This window comes from Glaciibacter superstes DSM 21135, assembly GCF_000421145.1.
GTDB lineage: Bacteria > Actinomycetota > Actinomycetes > Actinomycetales > Microbacteriaceae > Cryobacterium > Cryobacterium superstes.
Map to the genome: position 1 here is coordinate 64233 of NZ_ATWH01000007.1, position 13890 is coordinate 78122.

Annotated in this window: 15 protein-coding genes, 1 tRNA gene and 1 pseudogene; 8 read left to right on the forward strand and 9 right to left on the reverse strand. The window is 64.6% G+C overall.

Annotation, left to right across the window (positions count from 1 at the left end; all coding sequences use genetic code 11):
- Positions 1 to 56 precede the first annotated feature (56 nt).
- Positions 57 to 130: transfer RNA gene (locus K323_RS0110975), tRNA-Gly, on the forward strand.
- Here the strand turns inward: K323_RS0110975 and K323_RS29410 are convergent.
- From K323_RS29410 to K323_RS0111000, 5 genes are all read right to left on the reverse strand, one after another.
- Complete coding sequence (locus tag K323_RS29410) at positions 119 to 700, reverse strand: GyrI-like domain-containing protein (protein ID WP_084697202.1); 582 nt, start codon at positions 698 to 700, stop codon at positions 119 to 121. The genes K323_RS0110975 and K323_RS29410 overlap by 12 nt on opposite strands.
- Positions 701 to 729: 29 nt before the next feature.
- Entirely contained in the window at positions 730 to 1578 is an 849-nt protein-coding gene (locus K323_RS0110985; RefSeq protein WP_022885332.1) for an alpha/beta fold hydrolase, read from the reverse strand.
- Positions 1579 to 1854: 276 nt separating this feature from the next.
- The gene (locus tag K323_RS0110990; RefSeq protein ID WP_022885333.1) at positions 1855 to 2187 is read right to left on the reverse strand and encodes a YciI family protein; all 333 of its coding nucleotides are present in this window, start codon (positions 2185 to 2187) and stop codon (positions 1855 to 1857) included.
- Positions 2188 to 2295: 108 nt separating this feature from the next.
- Entirely contained in the window at positions 2296 to 2712 is a 417-nt protein-coding gene (locus K323_RS0110995; RefSeq protein ID WP_022885334.1) for an arsenate reductase ArsC, read from the reverse strand.
- A gap of 110 nt (positions 2713 to 2822) precedes the next feature.
- On the reverse strand, positions 2823 to 4136 hold the full coding sequence (locus K323_RS0111000; protein ID WP_022885335.1) for an FAD-dependent oxidoreductase: 1314 nt from the start codon (positions 4134 to 4136) through the stop codon (positions 2823 to 2825).
- A 94-nt stretch (positions 4137 to 4230) separates the two neighbouring features.
- On the opposite strand from K323_RS0111000, the gene K323_RS0111005 reads away from it, so the two are divergent.
- A complete protein-coding gene (locus K323_RS0111005; protein ID WP_026851543.1) occupies positions 4231 to 4578 on the forward strand; it encodes an ArsR/SmtB family transcription factor in 348 nt (115 codons plus the stop codon).
- Between the two features lie 13 nt (positions 4579 to 4591).
- On the opposite strand, the gene catA is transcribed toward K323_RS0111005, so the two are convergent.
- The gene (gene catA / locus K323_RS0111010) at positions 4592 to 5248 is read right to left on the reverse strand and encodes a type A chloramphenicol O-acetyltransferase (RefSeq protein WP_022885336.1); all 657 of its coding nucleotides are present in this window, start codon (positions 5246 to 5248) and stop codon (positions 4592 to 4594) included.
- A gap of 35 nt (positions 5249 to 5283) precedes the next feature.
- Here catA and K323_RS0111015 point away from each other — a divergent pair, with 35 nt between their 5' ends.
- From K323_RS0111015 to K323_RS0111030, 4 genes are all read left to right on the forward strand, one after another.
- Positions 5284 to 6210 (forward strand): DNA-3-methyladenine glycosylase family protein, encoded by a 927-nt coding sequence (locus K323_RS0111015; RefSeq protein WP_022885337.1) that lies wholly within the window; start codon positions 5284 to 5286, stop codon positions 6208 to 6210.
- Between the two features lie 83 nt (positions 6211 to 6293).
- Positions 6294 to 6785: an RNA polymerase sigma factor gene (locus K323_RS0111020; RefSeq protein WP_084697232.1), complete on the forward strand. Its 492-nt coding sequence runs from the start codon at positions 6294 to 6296 to the stop codon at positions 6783 to 6785.
- Positions 6782 to 7432, forward strand: coding sequence for a methylated-DNA--[protein]-cysteine S-methyltransferase (locus K323_RS0111025; RefSeq protein ID WP_022885339.1), 651 nt, complete (start codon positions 6782 to 6784; stop codon positions 7430 to 7432). The genes K323_RS0111020 and K323_RS0111025 overlap by 4 nt, the downstream gene beginning before the upstream one ends.
- A 5-nt stretch (positions 7433 to 7437) precedes the next feature.
- Positions 7438 to 8124: an alpha-ketoglutarate-dependent dioxygenase AlkB family protein gene (locus K323_RS0111030; RefSeq protein WP_051147332.1), complete on the forward strand. Its 687-nt coding sequence runs from the start codon at positions 7438 to 7440 to the stop codon at positions 8122 to 8124.
- A gap of 17 nt (positions 8125 to 8141) precedes the next feature.
- Here K323_RS0111030 and K323_RS28855 read toward each other — a convergent pair whose 3' ends face one another.
- Positions 8142 to 10124: a sigma-70 family RNA polymerase sigma factor gene (locus K323_RS28855; RefSeq protein WP_022885341.1), complete on the reverse strand. Its 1983-nt coding sequence runs from the start codon at positions 10122 to 10124 to the stop codon at positions 8142 to 8144.
- A gap of 610 nt (positions 10125 to 10734) precedes the next feature.
- Between K323_RS28855 and K323_RS0111045 the strand changes: the two genes are divergently transcribed.
- The gene (locus K323_RS0111045; RefSeq protein WP_022885342.1) at positions 10735 to 11379 is read left to right on the forward strand and encodes a dienelactone hydrolase family protein; all 645 of its coding nucleotides are present in this window, start codon (positions 10735 to 10737) and stop codon (positions 11377 to 11379) included.
- 25 nt (positions 11380 to 11404) lie between these two features.
- Here K323_RS0111045 and K323_RS0111050 read toward each other — a convergent pair whose 3' ends face one another.
- Complete coding sequence (locus tag K323_RS0111050; protein ID WP_022885343.1) at positions 11405 to 11932, reverse strand: DinB family protein; 528 nt, start codon at positions 11930 to 11932, stop codon at positions 11405 to 11407.
- Positions 11933 to 11939: 7 nt separating this feature from the next.
- On the reverse strand, positions 11940 to 13262 hold the full coding sequence (locus K323_RS0111055) for a serine hydrolase domain-containing protein (RefSeq protein WP_022885344.1): 1323 nt from the start codon (positions 13260 to 13262) through the stop codon (positions 11940 to 11942).
- Between the two features lie 310 nt (positions 13263 to 13572).
- Here K323_RS0111055 and K323_RS29810 point away from each other — a divergent pair.
- Positions 13573 to 13692: pseudogene (locus K323_RS29810) on the forward strand (DUF4383 domain-containing protein); the annotation flags it as partial.
- Between the last annotated feature and the right edge of the window lie 198 nt (positions 13693 to 13890).

Here is a 13890-nt window from a genome sequence, read left to right on the forward strand (position 1 = left end):
GGGCTTGCTACGATGATACGGTCACGGATGCCGCGGTTCTCGCGGAACCGTCGCGTGCGGATGTAGTTCAATGGTAGAACTTCAGCTTCCCAAGCTGATAGCGCGGGTTCGATTCCCGTCATCCGCTCCATGGGACCTGGTAGATCTCATGGTGTCGGCCATTGAAGTCGAGGCTGTGTTCCGGCAGGTACGCGTTGTGCAGGCGGTCGAGCGTCGGCGCTTCGTCATCATATGAGCCGACGTGCAGGATCTGGATGCAGATGCCCTCGGCCAGCGTCAGCCCCCGCACGCTCTCGAGTGCAGCGAGCTTTTTCTTGTCTGCCGCGTTCTTTGTCGCGGTCTTGTCGACGGCAGCGGCGACCATGTCGTCCGTGATCCAATCGGGCTGCACGATCATCATCGTCCAGTCCCAGGCGCTCTTGTCACGAGTGACGAACGTCGACATGTCGTCCGCCCACCACAAACCCTCAAGCGGACCGACGACGAAGTCGCGCCCCAAGGACTTCTTGCTCTCGAACTTCACCGTGTACGCGACCGGGTAGAGCGCTTCGAGCGCCTCCGCGTACTCAGTGGACGTATTGGGATCACCGTGGCCGTCGATAGCGATGTAGGCCAACTCCGGCACCTCGACCAGCGAGAAGTCCTTCGCACTCGGGGAGTAGAGCGACTTGTACGCCTTCTTGATGTCGTACTTGTCCATCGTCAGCAGGTCCTCGCCGAACGCCGGCTTCAGTCCCGCCCGGCTTCGACGATCTTGTGCGCCAGCAAGACCGGGTTGGTGAGCATCACCTCGTGGCTTCCAGGGAGCTGGACGAGGCGCGGGCCCATGAGTCGACCGGACATGCGAGGGTGCCACCCCCACTCGCCGGGCGGGAGAGCCGTGTCTTCCGTGCCGTTGATGAAACTGCGCCCCACCTGCGGCAGTGTGGCGTAGAAGCGATCGAGCGGCAGCTTTTCGTTCATGGGCGCGAAGGGCTCAGAGGAAAGCAGCTCAAACATTGACTGGGCGAACTCGAGCTTCGCGTCCTGGATGAAGTTCTCGCGCCAGATCGAGAAGGGCAGACTGACCGTGTTGTCAGGTGACGCCGCGGCGAGTTGGGTGAACAACTCTCGATAGTGAGGCGGCGCCTCGTCCATGAGGGAGTTGCCCGCTGCCGGCACGAATGCGTTCCAGAAGATCAGTCGGCGGATTCGGTCAGGGATCTCCTCATAGACCCGAGCGATGACCGTGCCGCCGTAGCTGTGTCCAAGAAGCACAATGTCCGATAATCTGGCGTCCACAATTTGATCGACGACCGAGTTGACTGCGTCCGTGTGGGAAGCCGTCTTGTCCCCATCATTGCCGTGGCCGGCGACCGTCGGAGTGAGAACTGTGTGTCCGGCTTTCCGCAGTTCAGCGGCGACAGGCTTCCACATCGAGCCGTCGTGCCAGGAACCATGAATAAGTACATATGTGGCCGCTGCTGCGGACAGCTGCTCGTTGGTCGACTGCCCGTCTGCTGATTGGGCAGACGCGGCGGAAGGCGAGAACGGATCAACCGTCGCTGCGACCGTTGCCGCGGCGGCACCGGCGAGCAATGTTCGTCGGCTGACGCCTGATCGAGCTACTGCATGGGGTTGTGGCAACGTGACTCCAAGTTCGTGGGCCTGCGGTCTGAGTTGAAGCATCCCGTAGCTCAGCGAAGGCACACAAGTCCGCACTTAATCCTCTAACGCTCGGATTGATTCGTCTGCTATGCAGTCTTCGTGGTGAGCGGGTCGAACCGGAACGTAACGAGTGGACTGCCCTGCGGTGGGATGGTCACCCGATCGACGTGCGGCCCTCCCGATTCAACCGCGAGCCTGGCGCTTCGGCTACTCGAACGGCCAGACCGGTCGCAGTTCGATGCGGCCAAATCGTGCCATCGGATGCGCGGCGGCGACCGCAATCGCTTCATCCAGGTCGGCGCATTCGAGAATGTCGAAACCGGCGATCCATTCCTTCGACTCTGTGAACGGGCCATCCGTCACCAGGAGCTCACCCTCCCGCATTCGTACGGTCTTCGCGTCTTCGACCGGGCGAAGACGATTGCCTTCGATCCACACACCCCGTGACTGAACGTCGGCCGCCCACTCCTCGATATTGTCGCCTTCGGCGGAATACGGTTCGGCCTGTGGGTCAGTGGCCACAAACATCATGTATCGCATTGATTCTCCTCGCTTGACGGTACCGCGATTGACGGTACACAGTTACGTCGAACGAGACGCGGCCAAATCGACACGCACCGGCAAAATTTCTCGAATCAGGGAGCTACGTCAAGGCCGACCAGGAGCGGGGAGGATCTCGGCAAGCAACGCCTGAATGCGGGACTTGATGTCATCGCGGATGGGCCGAACGGCATCGATGCCCTGGCCGGCCGGGTCGTCGAGCTCCCAGTCTTCGTAACGCTTGCCAGGGAAGATCGGGCAGGTGTCGCCGCATCCCATGGTGATGACCACATCGGAATCCTTGACGGCCTCCGTGGTGAGAATCTTCGGAGTGCTATTGGCTATGTCGATGCCCTCTTCGGCCATGGCCTGGACGGCGACCGGATTGATCTGGTCCTTCGGCTCCGAGCCGGCCGAGAGAACTTCGACCTTCCCACCGGAGAGGGCGGTCATGAAGCCTGCGGCCATCTGGGATCGGCCGGCATTGTGCACACAGACGAATAACACGGTGGGCTTGTCAGTCATTCTTCGCTTCCTCGTTCTTGCAGGCCTGATCTACTCTTCCATCATCCGTTTGTAAATAGATGGGTGTCAATCTATGGGGTCATCGTTTCCCTGCTGTTCATGTTGAAGCATCAGCAGCACGATCCCGAAGTGTCACCGGTCGAACACACTCCCGTTTCAGGAAGCACAAGCTGAACGGTGCGGGCCGCCTCTCGGTTGCCGGCGATCTCGTCGGCGATGGAACGCACCTGCTCGTATCCCGTGGCCAGCAGGAACGTCGGCGCGCGGCCGTAGCTCTTCATCCCGGCGATGTAGAAGTTGGGCTCCGGATGCGCGAGGACGTCAACGCCGTGGGCGGGAACCGTGCCACAACTGTGCAGATTCGGGTCGATGAGGGGCGCGAGCGCGCGAGGTGCTTCCACGATCTCGTCCAGCGACAGACGAATCTCGCGGAGCATCTCGAGGTCAGGTCGGAATCCGGTCGCCCCGACCACAACATCCGTCTCAATCGTCAGTGTCTCCCCTGCGCGGCGGCCGATCACGCTGACCCAGCCGTCCGACGCAGCCACAACGTCGTCGATCTCGAAGCCATCGATGAGTGCGATCGCACCTTCATCGACGAGCGTGTACACGCGGGACCCGAGCGACGCGCGGGCCGCAAGTTCATCGTCCGCCGAGCCGTAGACCCGCACGGGGTTCGTATTCCTGATTGCCCAGGTGACGGATGTCCCTGGCACTTCAGTCGCCAGCCTCGCCAGTGCGATCAGGGTGTTCGCCGCGGAATGGCCGGCGCCGACGACCAGCGTGTGCTTCCCGGCAAAACGGGATCGATCAGCGCCGGCGACATCCGGGAGCGCATGAACGATGTCGTCCTGCACGGAACCGCGATGCAACAGCGGTAGGCCAGAGGCGACGATGCTGTTCGGGGTGCTGTAGGTGCCTGAGGTGTCGATCACGGCACGGGCTTGTCGGTCAACGGGCCCATCATCCGTTTGAATGCGGAGTGCAAACGGCGTCTCTGACCGCCCGTTTGACCGCGTCCGGTCCATTCCCAGGCGGCTGACTGCGGTGACGCTCGAGTTGTATTGGATGCGACGGGAAAGCGCTGGGGTAGCAGCCAGCGGAACGAGATAATCGTCGACGAGTTCGCTTCCGAGCGGCAAGCCCTGTGCACTCGGCCTCTCCCACGCAGTGTCACCGAGGAGGCGGGCCGCAGCCCCGTCGATCAGGTACTCCCACGGCGAGAACAATCGGGTGTGACCCCAGAGTGAGATGGCGCTTCCTGCCTGCGGGCCCGCCTCGTACACGATCGGCTCGATACCGCGTTCGAGAAGCTGGGCTGCCGCCGCCAGGCCCACGGGGCCTGCACCGATGATCGCGACCGGAAGGCCGGTGAGCTTGCTCGGCGGAGCCAGCGTCGGGAGCGGAAGGCTGGTCATGGTCATGAGTTGACTCCGGTTCGCGATAGATCGATAAGTGTCAATATGGAGTATCACCCAATACATCGACGCATGTCAATCTCTATGGGAGACTGGTCACATGTCGATAGCCCAACTTCCCGTGATGGACGTCACCGCGTGCTGTGCACCGCTGACCAGAGAAGCGATCGACGCAGTCAACGCAGAAGCTCTGGCTCGCTCGCTCAAGGCGATCGCAGATCCGGCTCGACTCCGACTCGTCTCCATGGTCGCCGCGCACGAAGACTCCGAAGCGTGCGTGTGCGATCTCACAGAGCCCCTCGGGCTCAGCCAGCCGACAGTTTCCCATCACCTGAAGATCCTCGTCGACGCCGGCATCCTCTCCCGCGACAAGCGGGGGACCTGGGCCTACTACCGGCTCGTGCCCGGTGCTCTCGACTCCCTCGCGAATCTGCTGATCACCGTCTGACCGCTTGCGAGGTTCAGCTCACCCATTCCGAGGCGCTGGCGAACACCTCCTGTAGTTCGTTCACGAGACGAGCCGTGTGGAAGCCGTCGGCAGCAGCGTGATGAATCTGCACGGCGAACGGCATCGTCGTTCGCCCGTCGCGCTCAGTGAACTGGCCGAGGGTGAAGATCGGCAGGTAGTGGTCGTACCCCGGCTTGATGTGGAGGTCGAACCCGGTGAATCGCATCCACGGGATGCTCGAAATGTCGAAGACGTTCTCCGGCGTATCGCTCTGGGGAAACATGTTGACGGATGTCCGGTGCGTCGCGAGCAGCTCCACGGCCTGGTCGTGGAATAGCGGGAAGCTCGGATCGTATGCGGCCCAGACGGTGGCAAAGGTCTCGCGCTCAGGATTGAAGACCGTGAACGACGGGTGCACCACGTCCCACACCGACGGGTTGCCCTCCTCGTCGACCGACACCCGAAACTCCTCATGTCGATTCACCACCGTGGCGATCGCCCACACCTGCGCCGGATAGACCTTGCGTCCAGTCGCCTTCACTGCTGCCAGAAACTCCGTGACATCGAGTTCGACGGTTGCACTGTAGGTGCATGGGACACGTCCCCGATAGTGTTCGAACGTCTCCCGCCTTGCCCACGTCGACATATCGATAGGTCTCTTCTCCGTCATCCCTCTATTCTGCCGCCGCACGGAAGCACTGCAGAATGGATACCGTGACGGCTGACGCAGAACTGACCTGGACGCCGCGACTGGCTACGGATGTTCGGCTGACCCTGTCGAGGCTCCGTCGCGGGCCCGCAGATCCGACCCACCAGGTCGCAGCAGACGGGTCCCTCTGGCGAACAACCCTCACCGACGGCGAACCGACCACCACGCGTCTGACGCAACGGGGGCTCCATGAGATCCGCTGCGAAGCATACGGACCGGGGGCTGCCCGCGCGGTGGCCGCCGCACCGACGCTGCTCGGCGCTGACGATGACGACGCTGATTTCGAGCCAGGGCACCAGGTGCTCGCCGACGCCCACCGGCACTTTCCCGGCCTGCGGATTCCCAAGACCCTCAGCGTGTTCGAGGCACTGGTTCCGGCGATTCTCGAGCAGCGGGTCATCTCCATCCAGGCGATGGCCTCGTGGCGGTGGCTCGTCAAAGCGTACGGAACGACGGCGCCAGGGCCGACTCCGGTTCCGATGAAGGTCGTCCCCTCTGCGCGCGAGTGGTCACTGATTCCGTCGTGGGACTGGCATCGCGCAGGGGTCGACCCGACCCGCTCGCGCACGGTGGTGACCGCCGCGCGGGTTGCCGACAGCCTGGAACGGGCGACGACGTTGACAACGGATGCCGCCCAAATCAGACTCCGCGCCGTACCGGGAGTCGGACCCTGGACAGCGGCGGAAACAGCCCAACGGGCATTCGGCGATGCCGATGCACTGTCGGTCGGCGACTATCACCTGGCTGGATACATCGGTCATGCACTGTTCGGAAAGTCGTTCACCGACGACGACATGGTCGAAGCGCTTGAGCCGTGGCGCGGGCACCGCTATCGCGTGGTGCGGCTGCTCGAGGCGGCAGGAGTTCCAGGCGCGCCGCGGCGCGCGCCTCGCATGGCCTTCGTCGATCACCGCTGGCACTGAGCTCCGGAGAAGCCAATGGGAGTGCACAACCGCTCGGTTGAACTCACGTTTCGAGGCGCCGGGGCGTCTACCGTGTGATGGAGATGAAACCACCGTTCGAGACGATCGTCACCGAGCACGCCGCCATGGTGCTGCGCGTGTGCCGAGCCGTGCTCGGCCCACACACCGACGCCGACGACGCCTGGTCTGAGACCTTCCTCGCCGCACTACGCGCCTACCCTGAGCTTCCGGCGAGCGCCAACGTCGAAGCCTGGCTCGTCACCATCGCCCATCGCAAAGCCATCGACGTCACCCGTGCGAGGCAACGTCACGCCATCCCCACCGACACTGTGCCAGAACGGCCATCCACCATCGGCAACCCCGGCAGCGCCGACCACGATCTCTGGAACACCGTCAAGGCGCTTCCGACCAAACAACGCCAGGCGGTCGCGTACCACTACCTCGGCGGACTGCCGTACCAGGAGATCGCAGAAATCCTTGGTGGAACAACGGATGCCGCGCGGCGCGCCGCCGCTGACGGCATCAAGAACCTGCGCACCACACTGAGGCACCCCGTGAAAGAAGCCAAAGAATGAACGACACAACCCACCCCAGTGCACCCGACAACAGCAGGGCAGTCGCCGACTTTTCGACGCAACTTCTCGCTGCCACCGAGCCCGCGCCAGAACACCTCCGCCTCCTGCACCAGCGGCTCGAGAACTCGGCCGATGCCGCCGGCATCCTGGACATCGCCTACACGACGATCGACAGCCCGGTCGGGCCTCTCCTCCTCGCCGCCACGGAGAAGGGTCTCCTTCGCGTAGCCTTCGAGGTCGAGGATCACGACACCGTACTCGAGAAGCTCCAGAGCAAAGTGAGCCCGCGAATCCTTCGTGCGCCGAGGCGCCTCGACATCGCCGCCAGGGAGATCGACGACTACTTCGCCAGGCGGCGCACCGCCTTCGACCTGCCGCTCGACTACTCGCTCTCAAGGGGCTTCCGTGGAATTGTGCAACGGCATCTGCCCGAGATCGCCTACGGCAGCACGCAGAGCTACAAGGAGGTCGCCGAACTCGTCGGGAACCCACACGCCGTGCGGGCCGTCGGCACGGCCTGCGCCACCAACCCACTGCCGATCGTGGTTCCCTGCCATCGCGTGCTCCGCACCGACGGGACTCTCGGCGGCTACGTCGGCGGCCTCGAAGCGAAGACCGCGCTGCTCACGCTCGAGTCGGTAGCGTGATAGCTGTGAGCCGACTGTTCTCCGACGACTTCCTGTCCTCCGATGGCGCGCCAGGGCGATTGCGCCGAGAGCTCGCACCCGGCGCAGTGCACCTTCCAGACTGGCTGACCCTCGAGCAGCAGCGCTGGATCGTCGGGCAGTTTCACAACTGGGTTGCCGGGCCGGTTCCGATCCGGGCGGCGAAGGTGCGGGGTCACGAGATGTCGGTACGCACGGTCTGCCTCGGCTGGCACTGGCAGCCGTACACGTACACGCGCGAAGCCACCGACGTCAACGGCAACCGGGTGCTCGATTTCCCAGACTGGATGGTGCGACTGGGGCGCAAGGCACTGGTCGAATCCTCCGACGACTCCAGCGCGGGCGACGACTACACACCCGACACAGCGCTGGTGAACTACTACGACGAGACCGCGCGGATGGGTATGCACCAGGACCGCGACGAGCGGTCGCGCGCGCCGGTGGTGTCACTCTCGATCGGCGACAGCTGCGTATTCCGGTTCGGGAATACCGAGAACCGCAACCGTCCGTACGAAGACGTCGAACTGGCATCCGGTGATCTCTTCGTTTTCGGCGGGCCGTCTCGCCTCGCCTACCACGGCATCACTCGGGTGCACCCCGGCAGCGCTCCAGACGGATGCGGCCTGGGCGCCGGGCGCATCAACATCACCATGCGCGTCACCGGCCTCGGCTGATTGCGGTCACGCGGTTCCTACTCGGACAGCAATGGAGGAACCGTGTAAGTGAACTCGGGCCCGAACCGGTTGCCGTCTGAGTAGCGAACAGCGATCACGTCACCTACGAACAAGCCCTCGAGCGACAGCCAGCGCGTCTGACCCGAATCGTCGAGAATTCTCGAATCCCACAGCGATTCCCTGCTCAATGACCGCCACTCGACCTCGGCCTTGGCAACGCCCCAGATGCGGAGGACCAACAGGGATGTCCTCTCGATCTGTGGGGGCTGGAGAATCTCGAATGGTTGGGGCTCGCTCAGGGCAGAGACCGCATCACCGTGCCGTTCCCGGCCTGCAATCGTGTAGGAGCCGGCGCCCAGCATGTCGAGTGATGCATTCCACGCACCGATCTCGTTGACCTCGATTGTGAGGCTGGGCTCGCCAGGTTCAGCAATACCAGCTGCCGCGAACGGCTGATCCGGGGATTCCGCTGGCAGGATGAACAACTCCATGACCGACCCCGGAGTAGCCATCCCTTCTATCGTCGGGTAGTAGAGGCCGCCGCCATTGTCGATCGGTCCGATCTCGGGCGTCGCAAGCTCCGGATCTCCCGGGTCTGTCGGGTCTGTCGGGTCTGTGGGGTCTGTGGGATCCACAGGCTCAACCGGATCGACCGGCCCCACGGGTTCGGTGTCCACCCCATCCGGAACCGTCGTCTCCGGTGACGGATCTGCGGCGGGCGGCACTCTCGGTTCAGTGGCGTCTCCGCGGTCGGGAGCCGGGAAATCCGGCGCGGGCGGCGCGGGAATGACCGGCGGGGTAACCGGCGCCGCAACGACGTCGTCCGTGTCCGTGGTGACGCCCGGAGCGGCGATGACCGCGTCTGGGCCAGTGGGCGGGCCGGGAAACAGAGTCGGCCCCAGCGTGACGGCGACCACGACGGTGGCAGCGAGCGCGAGCGTGGCGGCAACAGCCGTGACCACACCGGCAGACGTCAGCGCAATGCCCGTGCCCACGCTGGATGCCGCCGTCGTTGCCGCACCGGCACCGGCCGAGCCCGCACCAGCCGAGCCCGTACCAGCAGCGGTCGAACCGGCTGCGCTCGCGCCCACGACCGTCGCGCCACCCGTGACCGCAGCCGGCATGCCGACCGCCATCACAACATCCGTCGCCCCGGTCTGTAGCCAGGTCGTGTACGCGGCGGCCCCGCCGATGCCCGCCGCGAGCGGCAGCAGCACGAGCGCAAGACGCGACCCGACCTCCTTCGCCTCCGCGGCGACGATGGTGCACTTCGCGCAGCCATCGAGGTGCCCCTCGACCTGCAGTGTCTCTCTTTGTCCAAGGCCGCCGCGGGCATAACTGCCGAGGCGCTCGATGGTGAAACGGCACTCCGGTGAGGTGTCGGCCGAGTTCAGGTGCGCCTGGATCCAGCCGCGACGCAAGCCCTCCCTCGCCCGATAGCAGAGTGCCGCCGCGCCGTTGGCACTCATGCCGAGCAACGGCCCGATCTGCTGCGGGGTCATCGCCTCGACCTCGCTGTACCAGAGGGCCTCCTGCCATCGGGTGGGCAGAGACCGGAACGCGGTCGCGGTCAGGCTGCGGTCAAGAGCGTCGATGGATGCCTGTTCGCTCGTCTCCGGATCTTCGAACGACTCGAGGGTGTCGATCGAGGTCTCCCGCCGCGCGCGCCCCCACGACGATGCGGTGTTGCGGATGGTCGTGAACAGGTACGGACGGAAGGCGCCCGTCGGTCCCTTGCCTTTTTGGAGCTGCTGGTAGATGCGGGTGAACGCCTCAGAAACCAGGTCATCCGGGTCGAGACTCGACGTGAACGACCTGGCGACCGTTCGGCCGGCGGCTGCGTGACGGCGCCAGAGGCCGGCGAACGCATTCGCGTCACCGCCCCGTGCCCGTTCGATGAGGTCGGTGTCTGAGATCGAATCGAACGCAAAGCTGCCGGTCGGGTCTACCGGGTGAACGGGGCCGGCGGGGTCGGCGGGGTCGGCAAGCGCACTGGACATACTGCGCTCCCTCCTGACGGCTCGATACTGACAGCTCGATAGCGACGGTTCGATACTGACGACGGGCATCCTGCAGCGTGTTTACGCGCATTCGGAACCCGAACCGACGATCTCGAACGGACGGTCTCACACTAAGAGACTCCGATCCGTCGGAATCATGACGCCGGTGTTGGTCATTTTCCTGTACCACGTCGCTTCTGCACAACTCGGTTTTGCACAACCCGGCGGAAAATTCTTGGGGAACCCGCGTCATGAATCGAATGGTGTGGCGTCTCTTGGGGTGAAGGAGTACGAATCATGAACAGCACGCTGACGGTCTTGATCATCGCCCTCGGGATGACATCTGTCGCCCTGGCGGCGGCATCGCTGTGGCTTCAACGCCCCCGTTATCGGAGGTCGAAGCCATGAGCGCGTGCAGCGAGACCCGCGTGCATGACCGCATTTCGTCTGCCCGACGCCTGATCCGGACCCGAACGACGATCAGGTAGAGGCCTTCACTGCCCTTGCTCGGGGGAACGCATGTGGCGTGAGGGAAAACCGGGGGTCTGCGCTCACGCGCGGGCCCCTTTCCCGTCTGTTCGCAGCCCACGCGCTGGATTAGTCTGGCTGCATGCCCCCCGTGAGAATCCCATCTGGCGATCGCCCGCTCGAATACGGCGTCCCAGGGCATCCGCTGGTCGTCGTTGTGCACGACTGGTACGGCCGCCTGCCTGGGCTCGCCGACTACGGGGCCGCACTCGCCGAGCAGGGCTTCCATGTTCTCGTGCCCGATTTCTACAACGGATGGGCGACAGACGACGAGCAGGAAGCCGAAGCCCTGCTCGACAAGCTGGAACTGCTGCCCTCTATCGATGCGATCGAAGCGCTCGTGCAGCGGGCGCGTTCCGAAGGAACCAGGCGCGTTGCGGTCGTCGGCTTCTCGATGGGCGGCTGGCTGGCGCTCTCGCACGCGACCGGGGGTACTGTCGACGCGGTCGTTGCCTACTACGCGACACTCGGCGAGCAGGAACACCGCATCGTGCCGTGCCCTGTGCAGCTGCACTTCGCCGAAGACGACGCCTGGGAGGTGAACGGCGACCCCGACTCGTTCGTCGCGCGACTCGAAGACGACGGAACGACCACCGTGCGCTACGACTACCCTGGCACCGGGCACTCGTTCGCGAACGCGAGCATTCCGGCGAAGTTCAATGCGACCGCAGCCGCGCTGGCCTTCGCCCGAACCGCGAGCTTCCTCGATCGACAGCTCGCCGGCTGATGCGGCGGCGGATTTCCCGCTGCGCTCAACCGGTTGCGCCCCCGACGTCGTGCAGGTGGTGCACCGGGTCGTGCACGAAGTACCTCCCAAGCGTCGTGACGGTGAACACGGCGCCATCTCCACGGCGCCCGGTTCTCTCGAGTGCGTCGCCCGGCACGACGGTGAACGCGTCGGCGACGGATGCCGCGGCATCCGTCAGCTCGTCGGCCACCCGCATCGGGTCCTGCTCGTTGTAGCGCTCGGCTCCTGCCGTCTCGTCCTGGTTCCAGTTGGCGAACTGCGGACCGTTCTCGGCCAGCATCAGCGCCAGCCGCACTTCGAAGAGGCGGAAGACGTCGCGCACGTGGGCGGCGTACTCGAGCGCGGACCAGGTGTGATCGTTCGGCCGTACCCGCACATCCGGTCGCGCGAGCACCGACGGCCATGCGCCCGCGTTGGCCCGCACCAGGCCGGGGATGTCGGCGAGGTCGACGACTGAAGCGTCAAAACCGCACTCTGCGCAGGGGCGTTCGAGCACCCAGGTCCAGTCTTTGGTATCTGGTGGGATCGTCATGGGTTGATCAGCCCTCAGCCGGCGGTTCCTCAGCCGGAGGTTCTTCAGCCGGGGGAGGGGGCGGCTGGCAGACCGCTGCAGCCTGCATCGTCGCAACAGTCTGTTCTTCAGACCAGGGCAGTTCGAGCAGCGGCGCGCTCTCTTCGCCCGCAGACGGCGCCTTCGACGCGATCGAGGCCAGCCGTTCGGCGAGGGTCTGCGCAAAACCGGCGCCGGCGTTCGAGTTGTTCAGCATGACAACAATCGTCAGTCCGCTCGCTGGATCGACCAGCATCGCCGAGAGGAACCCAGGGATCGCACCGGCGTGGCCGCGCATCGGCCCGAGCTGCTGCACGCCGAGTCCGTAAGCCTGCCACGACGGCGTGTCACCGCCGAGCGGGATCGTTGCCCACTGCGCGTCAGACGATTTCTCCGACAACAGCCGGCCGTCGGCGAGCGCCTGCGACCAGACTTTCATGTCTTCGAGATCCGACACCACGCCGCCCGACACCCAGCGCATCGAGTTCGACAGTTCGGTCTCGTCTCGCACGACCTCGCACACCTTCGAACCGTCCGGGGCGAGAGCAGCGGCGTACCCGTGCGGGTGCGAACCGGCAATCTCCAGTTCACTTGCCGCCGGGAACGACGTGGCGTCGAGGTCGAGCGGATCGAAGATGTACTGCTTGTAGAGACTGTCCCAGTCCTGGTTGGTGGCCGCCTGCAGCGTCAACCCGAGCAGCACGTAGCCGGTATCTGAGCTCGCGAACGCTCCTCCAGGCTCCGAGACCCGGTTGGCGGCGATTCCGCTGGAGACGACCTCGAGCGGCGGCCAGATACGCGTCGGATTGTTCACAAAATGGGGGGCGAGTTCAGAATTGTAGTCCGCGAGGCCGGAGGTGTTCTGGCACAGCTGCCCGAGCGTGATCTTCTCGACGCCCGACGCGCGCTTGAGATACATGTCGATCGTGTCGCTGAGCTTCACGCGCCCTTCGTCGACAAGTCGCAGGAGCACCGTGCAGGTCATCGAGCGTGTGTTGGCGGCGATGCGGAACCGCATGTCGGTGCTCATCGAGGTGCCGCCGTCGATCGTTGTCGTGCCGGGAGCGACAACCCATTGACCGGCCCACGGCGCCCAGACTCCGGCAATGGCACCGGATGCCCCGGCCAGCGTCATGGCCTCGGCGAGCGCGGCATCGAGGCGCTCGGTCAGCCCGGAGTCGAACGGGGCTTCCACCTGCGTGTGAGCGTCGTTCGCATCAGCCGCCGACGTGCAGGCGGAGAGGACAAGGGCGGCCACGGCGATGAGGGCGACGGCGAACCTGCGTCGTGCCCTGCCTGCTTCGCGTGCCATGTCACCCCGTTTCGTGCCTGCGCCGTCTTCGTTTCCGACCCGTCTTGCATGCCTGGGCCACCGTGTGTGTTACTGGGCACGCTGGGGCGCATTCCCGCTCGCACACTCTTCGTGTACCTAGAAGGGATTCTATCCGCGAAGCCAGTCGCGGCGCGTCATCCTCGGGGTGGACCCTGGTCGCCAATTTCCTTCGCGGCGTCGACCAATCCGTTTTCCCGCTCCTTCCGAACTCCTTTCAAGCACGGGTCAACCGTGGAACGAACCAGGAGGCAACCAAATGCATACATCCCCCAACCGATTGCTGTGAACCATTTTCGGCGCGGTCTACGTGCTCGTCGGCTTGCTTGGCTTCGCCGTCACCGGCGGGATCGGCTTCATCGCCACAGAGGGTGGACTGCTCCTCGGCATCTTCGAGGTCAACCCGCTGAACGCATAGCCCGGGCCGGAGTGCATGACAGGTCGGTCTCACAGACGGACCGACCGGTCATCGCCGGCCACCGGCATCCGTTGTTTCCGTCGATTGTTGCATTCGCGTAACAAAGGAGATGCTGTTGAGCCCCCTCACTCGAATCTGGGTCGCTTTCGCCGCCCTCGGCGCGGTCTGCTTTGCCCGGTTGAGCCGTCATCT

Bases quoted from the DNA above. Each gene is read 5' to 3' on its own strand.
- K323_RS29410 (WP_084697202.1), bottom strand. From the start codon at position 700: ATGGACAAGTACGACATCAAGAAGGCGTACAAGTCGCTCTACTCCCCG.
- K323_RS0110990 (WP_022885333.1), bottom strand. From the start codon at position 2,187: ATGCGATACATGATGTTTGTGGCCACTGACCCACAGGCCGAACCGTAT.
- K323_RS0110995 (WP_022885334.1), bottom strand. From the start codon at position 2,712: ATGACTGACAAGCCCACCGTGTTATTCGTCTGTGTGCACAATGCCGGC.
- K323_RS0111000 (WP_022885335.1), bottom strand. From the start codon at position 4,136: ATGACCATGACCAGCCTTCCGCTCCCGACGCTGGCTCCGCCGAGCAAG.
- K323_RS0111005 (WP_026851543.1), top strand. From the start codon at position 4,231: ATGTCGATAGCCCAACTTCCCGTGATGGACGTCACCGCGTGCTGTGCA.
- catA (WP_022885336.1), bottom strand. From the start codon at position 5,248: ATGACGGAGAAGAGACCTATCGATATGTCGACGTGGGCAAGGCGGGAG.
- K323_RS0111015 (WP_022885337.1), top strand. From the start codon at position 5,284: ATGGATACCGTGACGGCTGACGCAGAACTGACCTGGACGCCGCGACTG.
- K323_RS0111020 (WP_084697232.1), top strand. From the start codon at position 6,294: ATGAAACCACCGTTCGAGACGATCGTCACCGAGCACGCCGCCATGGTG.
- K323_RS0111025 (WP_022885339.1), top strand. From the start codon at position 6,782: ATGAACGACACAACCCACCCCAGTGCACCCGACAACAGCAGGGCAGTC.
- K323_RS28855 (WP_022885341.1), bottom strand. From the start codon at position 10,124: ATGTCCAGTGCGCTTGCCGACCCCGCCGACCCCGCCGGCCCCGTTCAC.
- K323_RS0111045 (WP_022885342.1), top strand. From the start codon at position 10,735: ATGCCCCCCGTGAGAATCCCATCTGGCGATCGCCCGCTCGAATACGGC.
- K323_RS0111050 (WP_022885343.1), bottom strand. From the start codon at position 11,932: ATGACGATCCCACCAGATACCAAAGACTGGACCTGGGTGCTCGAACGC.
- K323_RS0111055 (WP_022885344.1), bottom strand. From the start codon at position 13,262: ATGGCACGCGAAGCAGGCAGGGCACGACGCAGGTTCGCCGTCGCCCTC.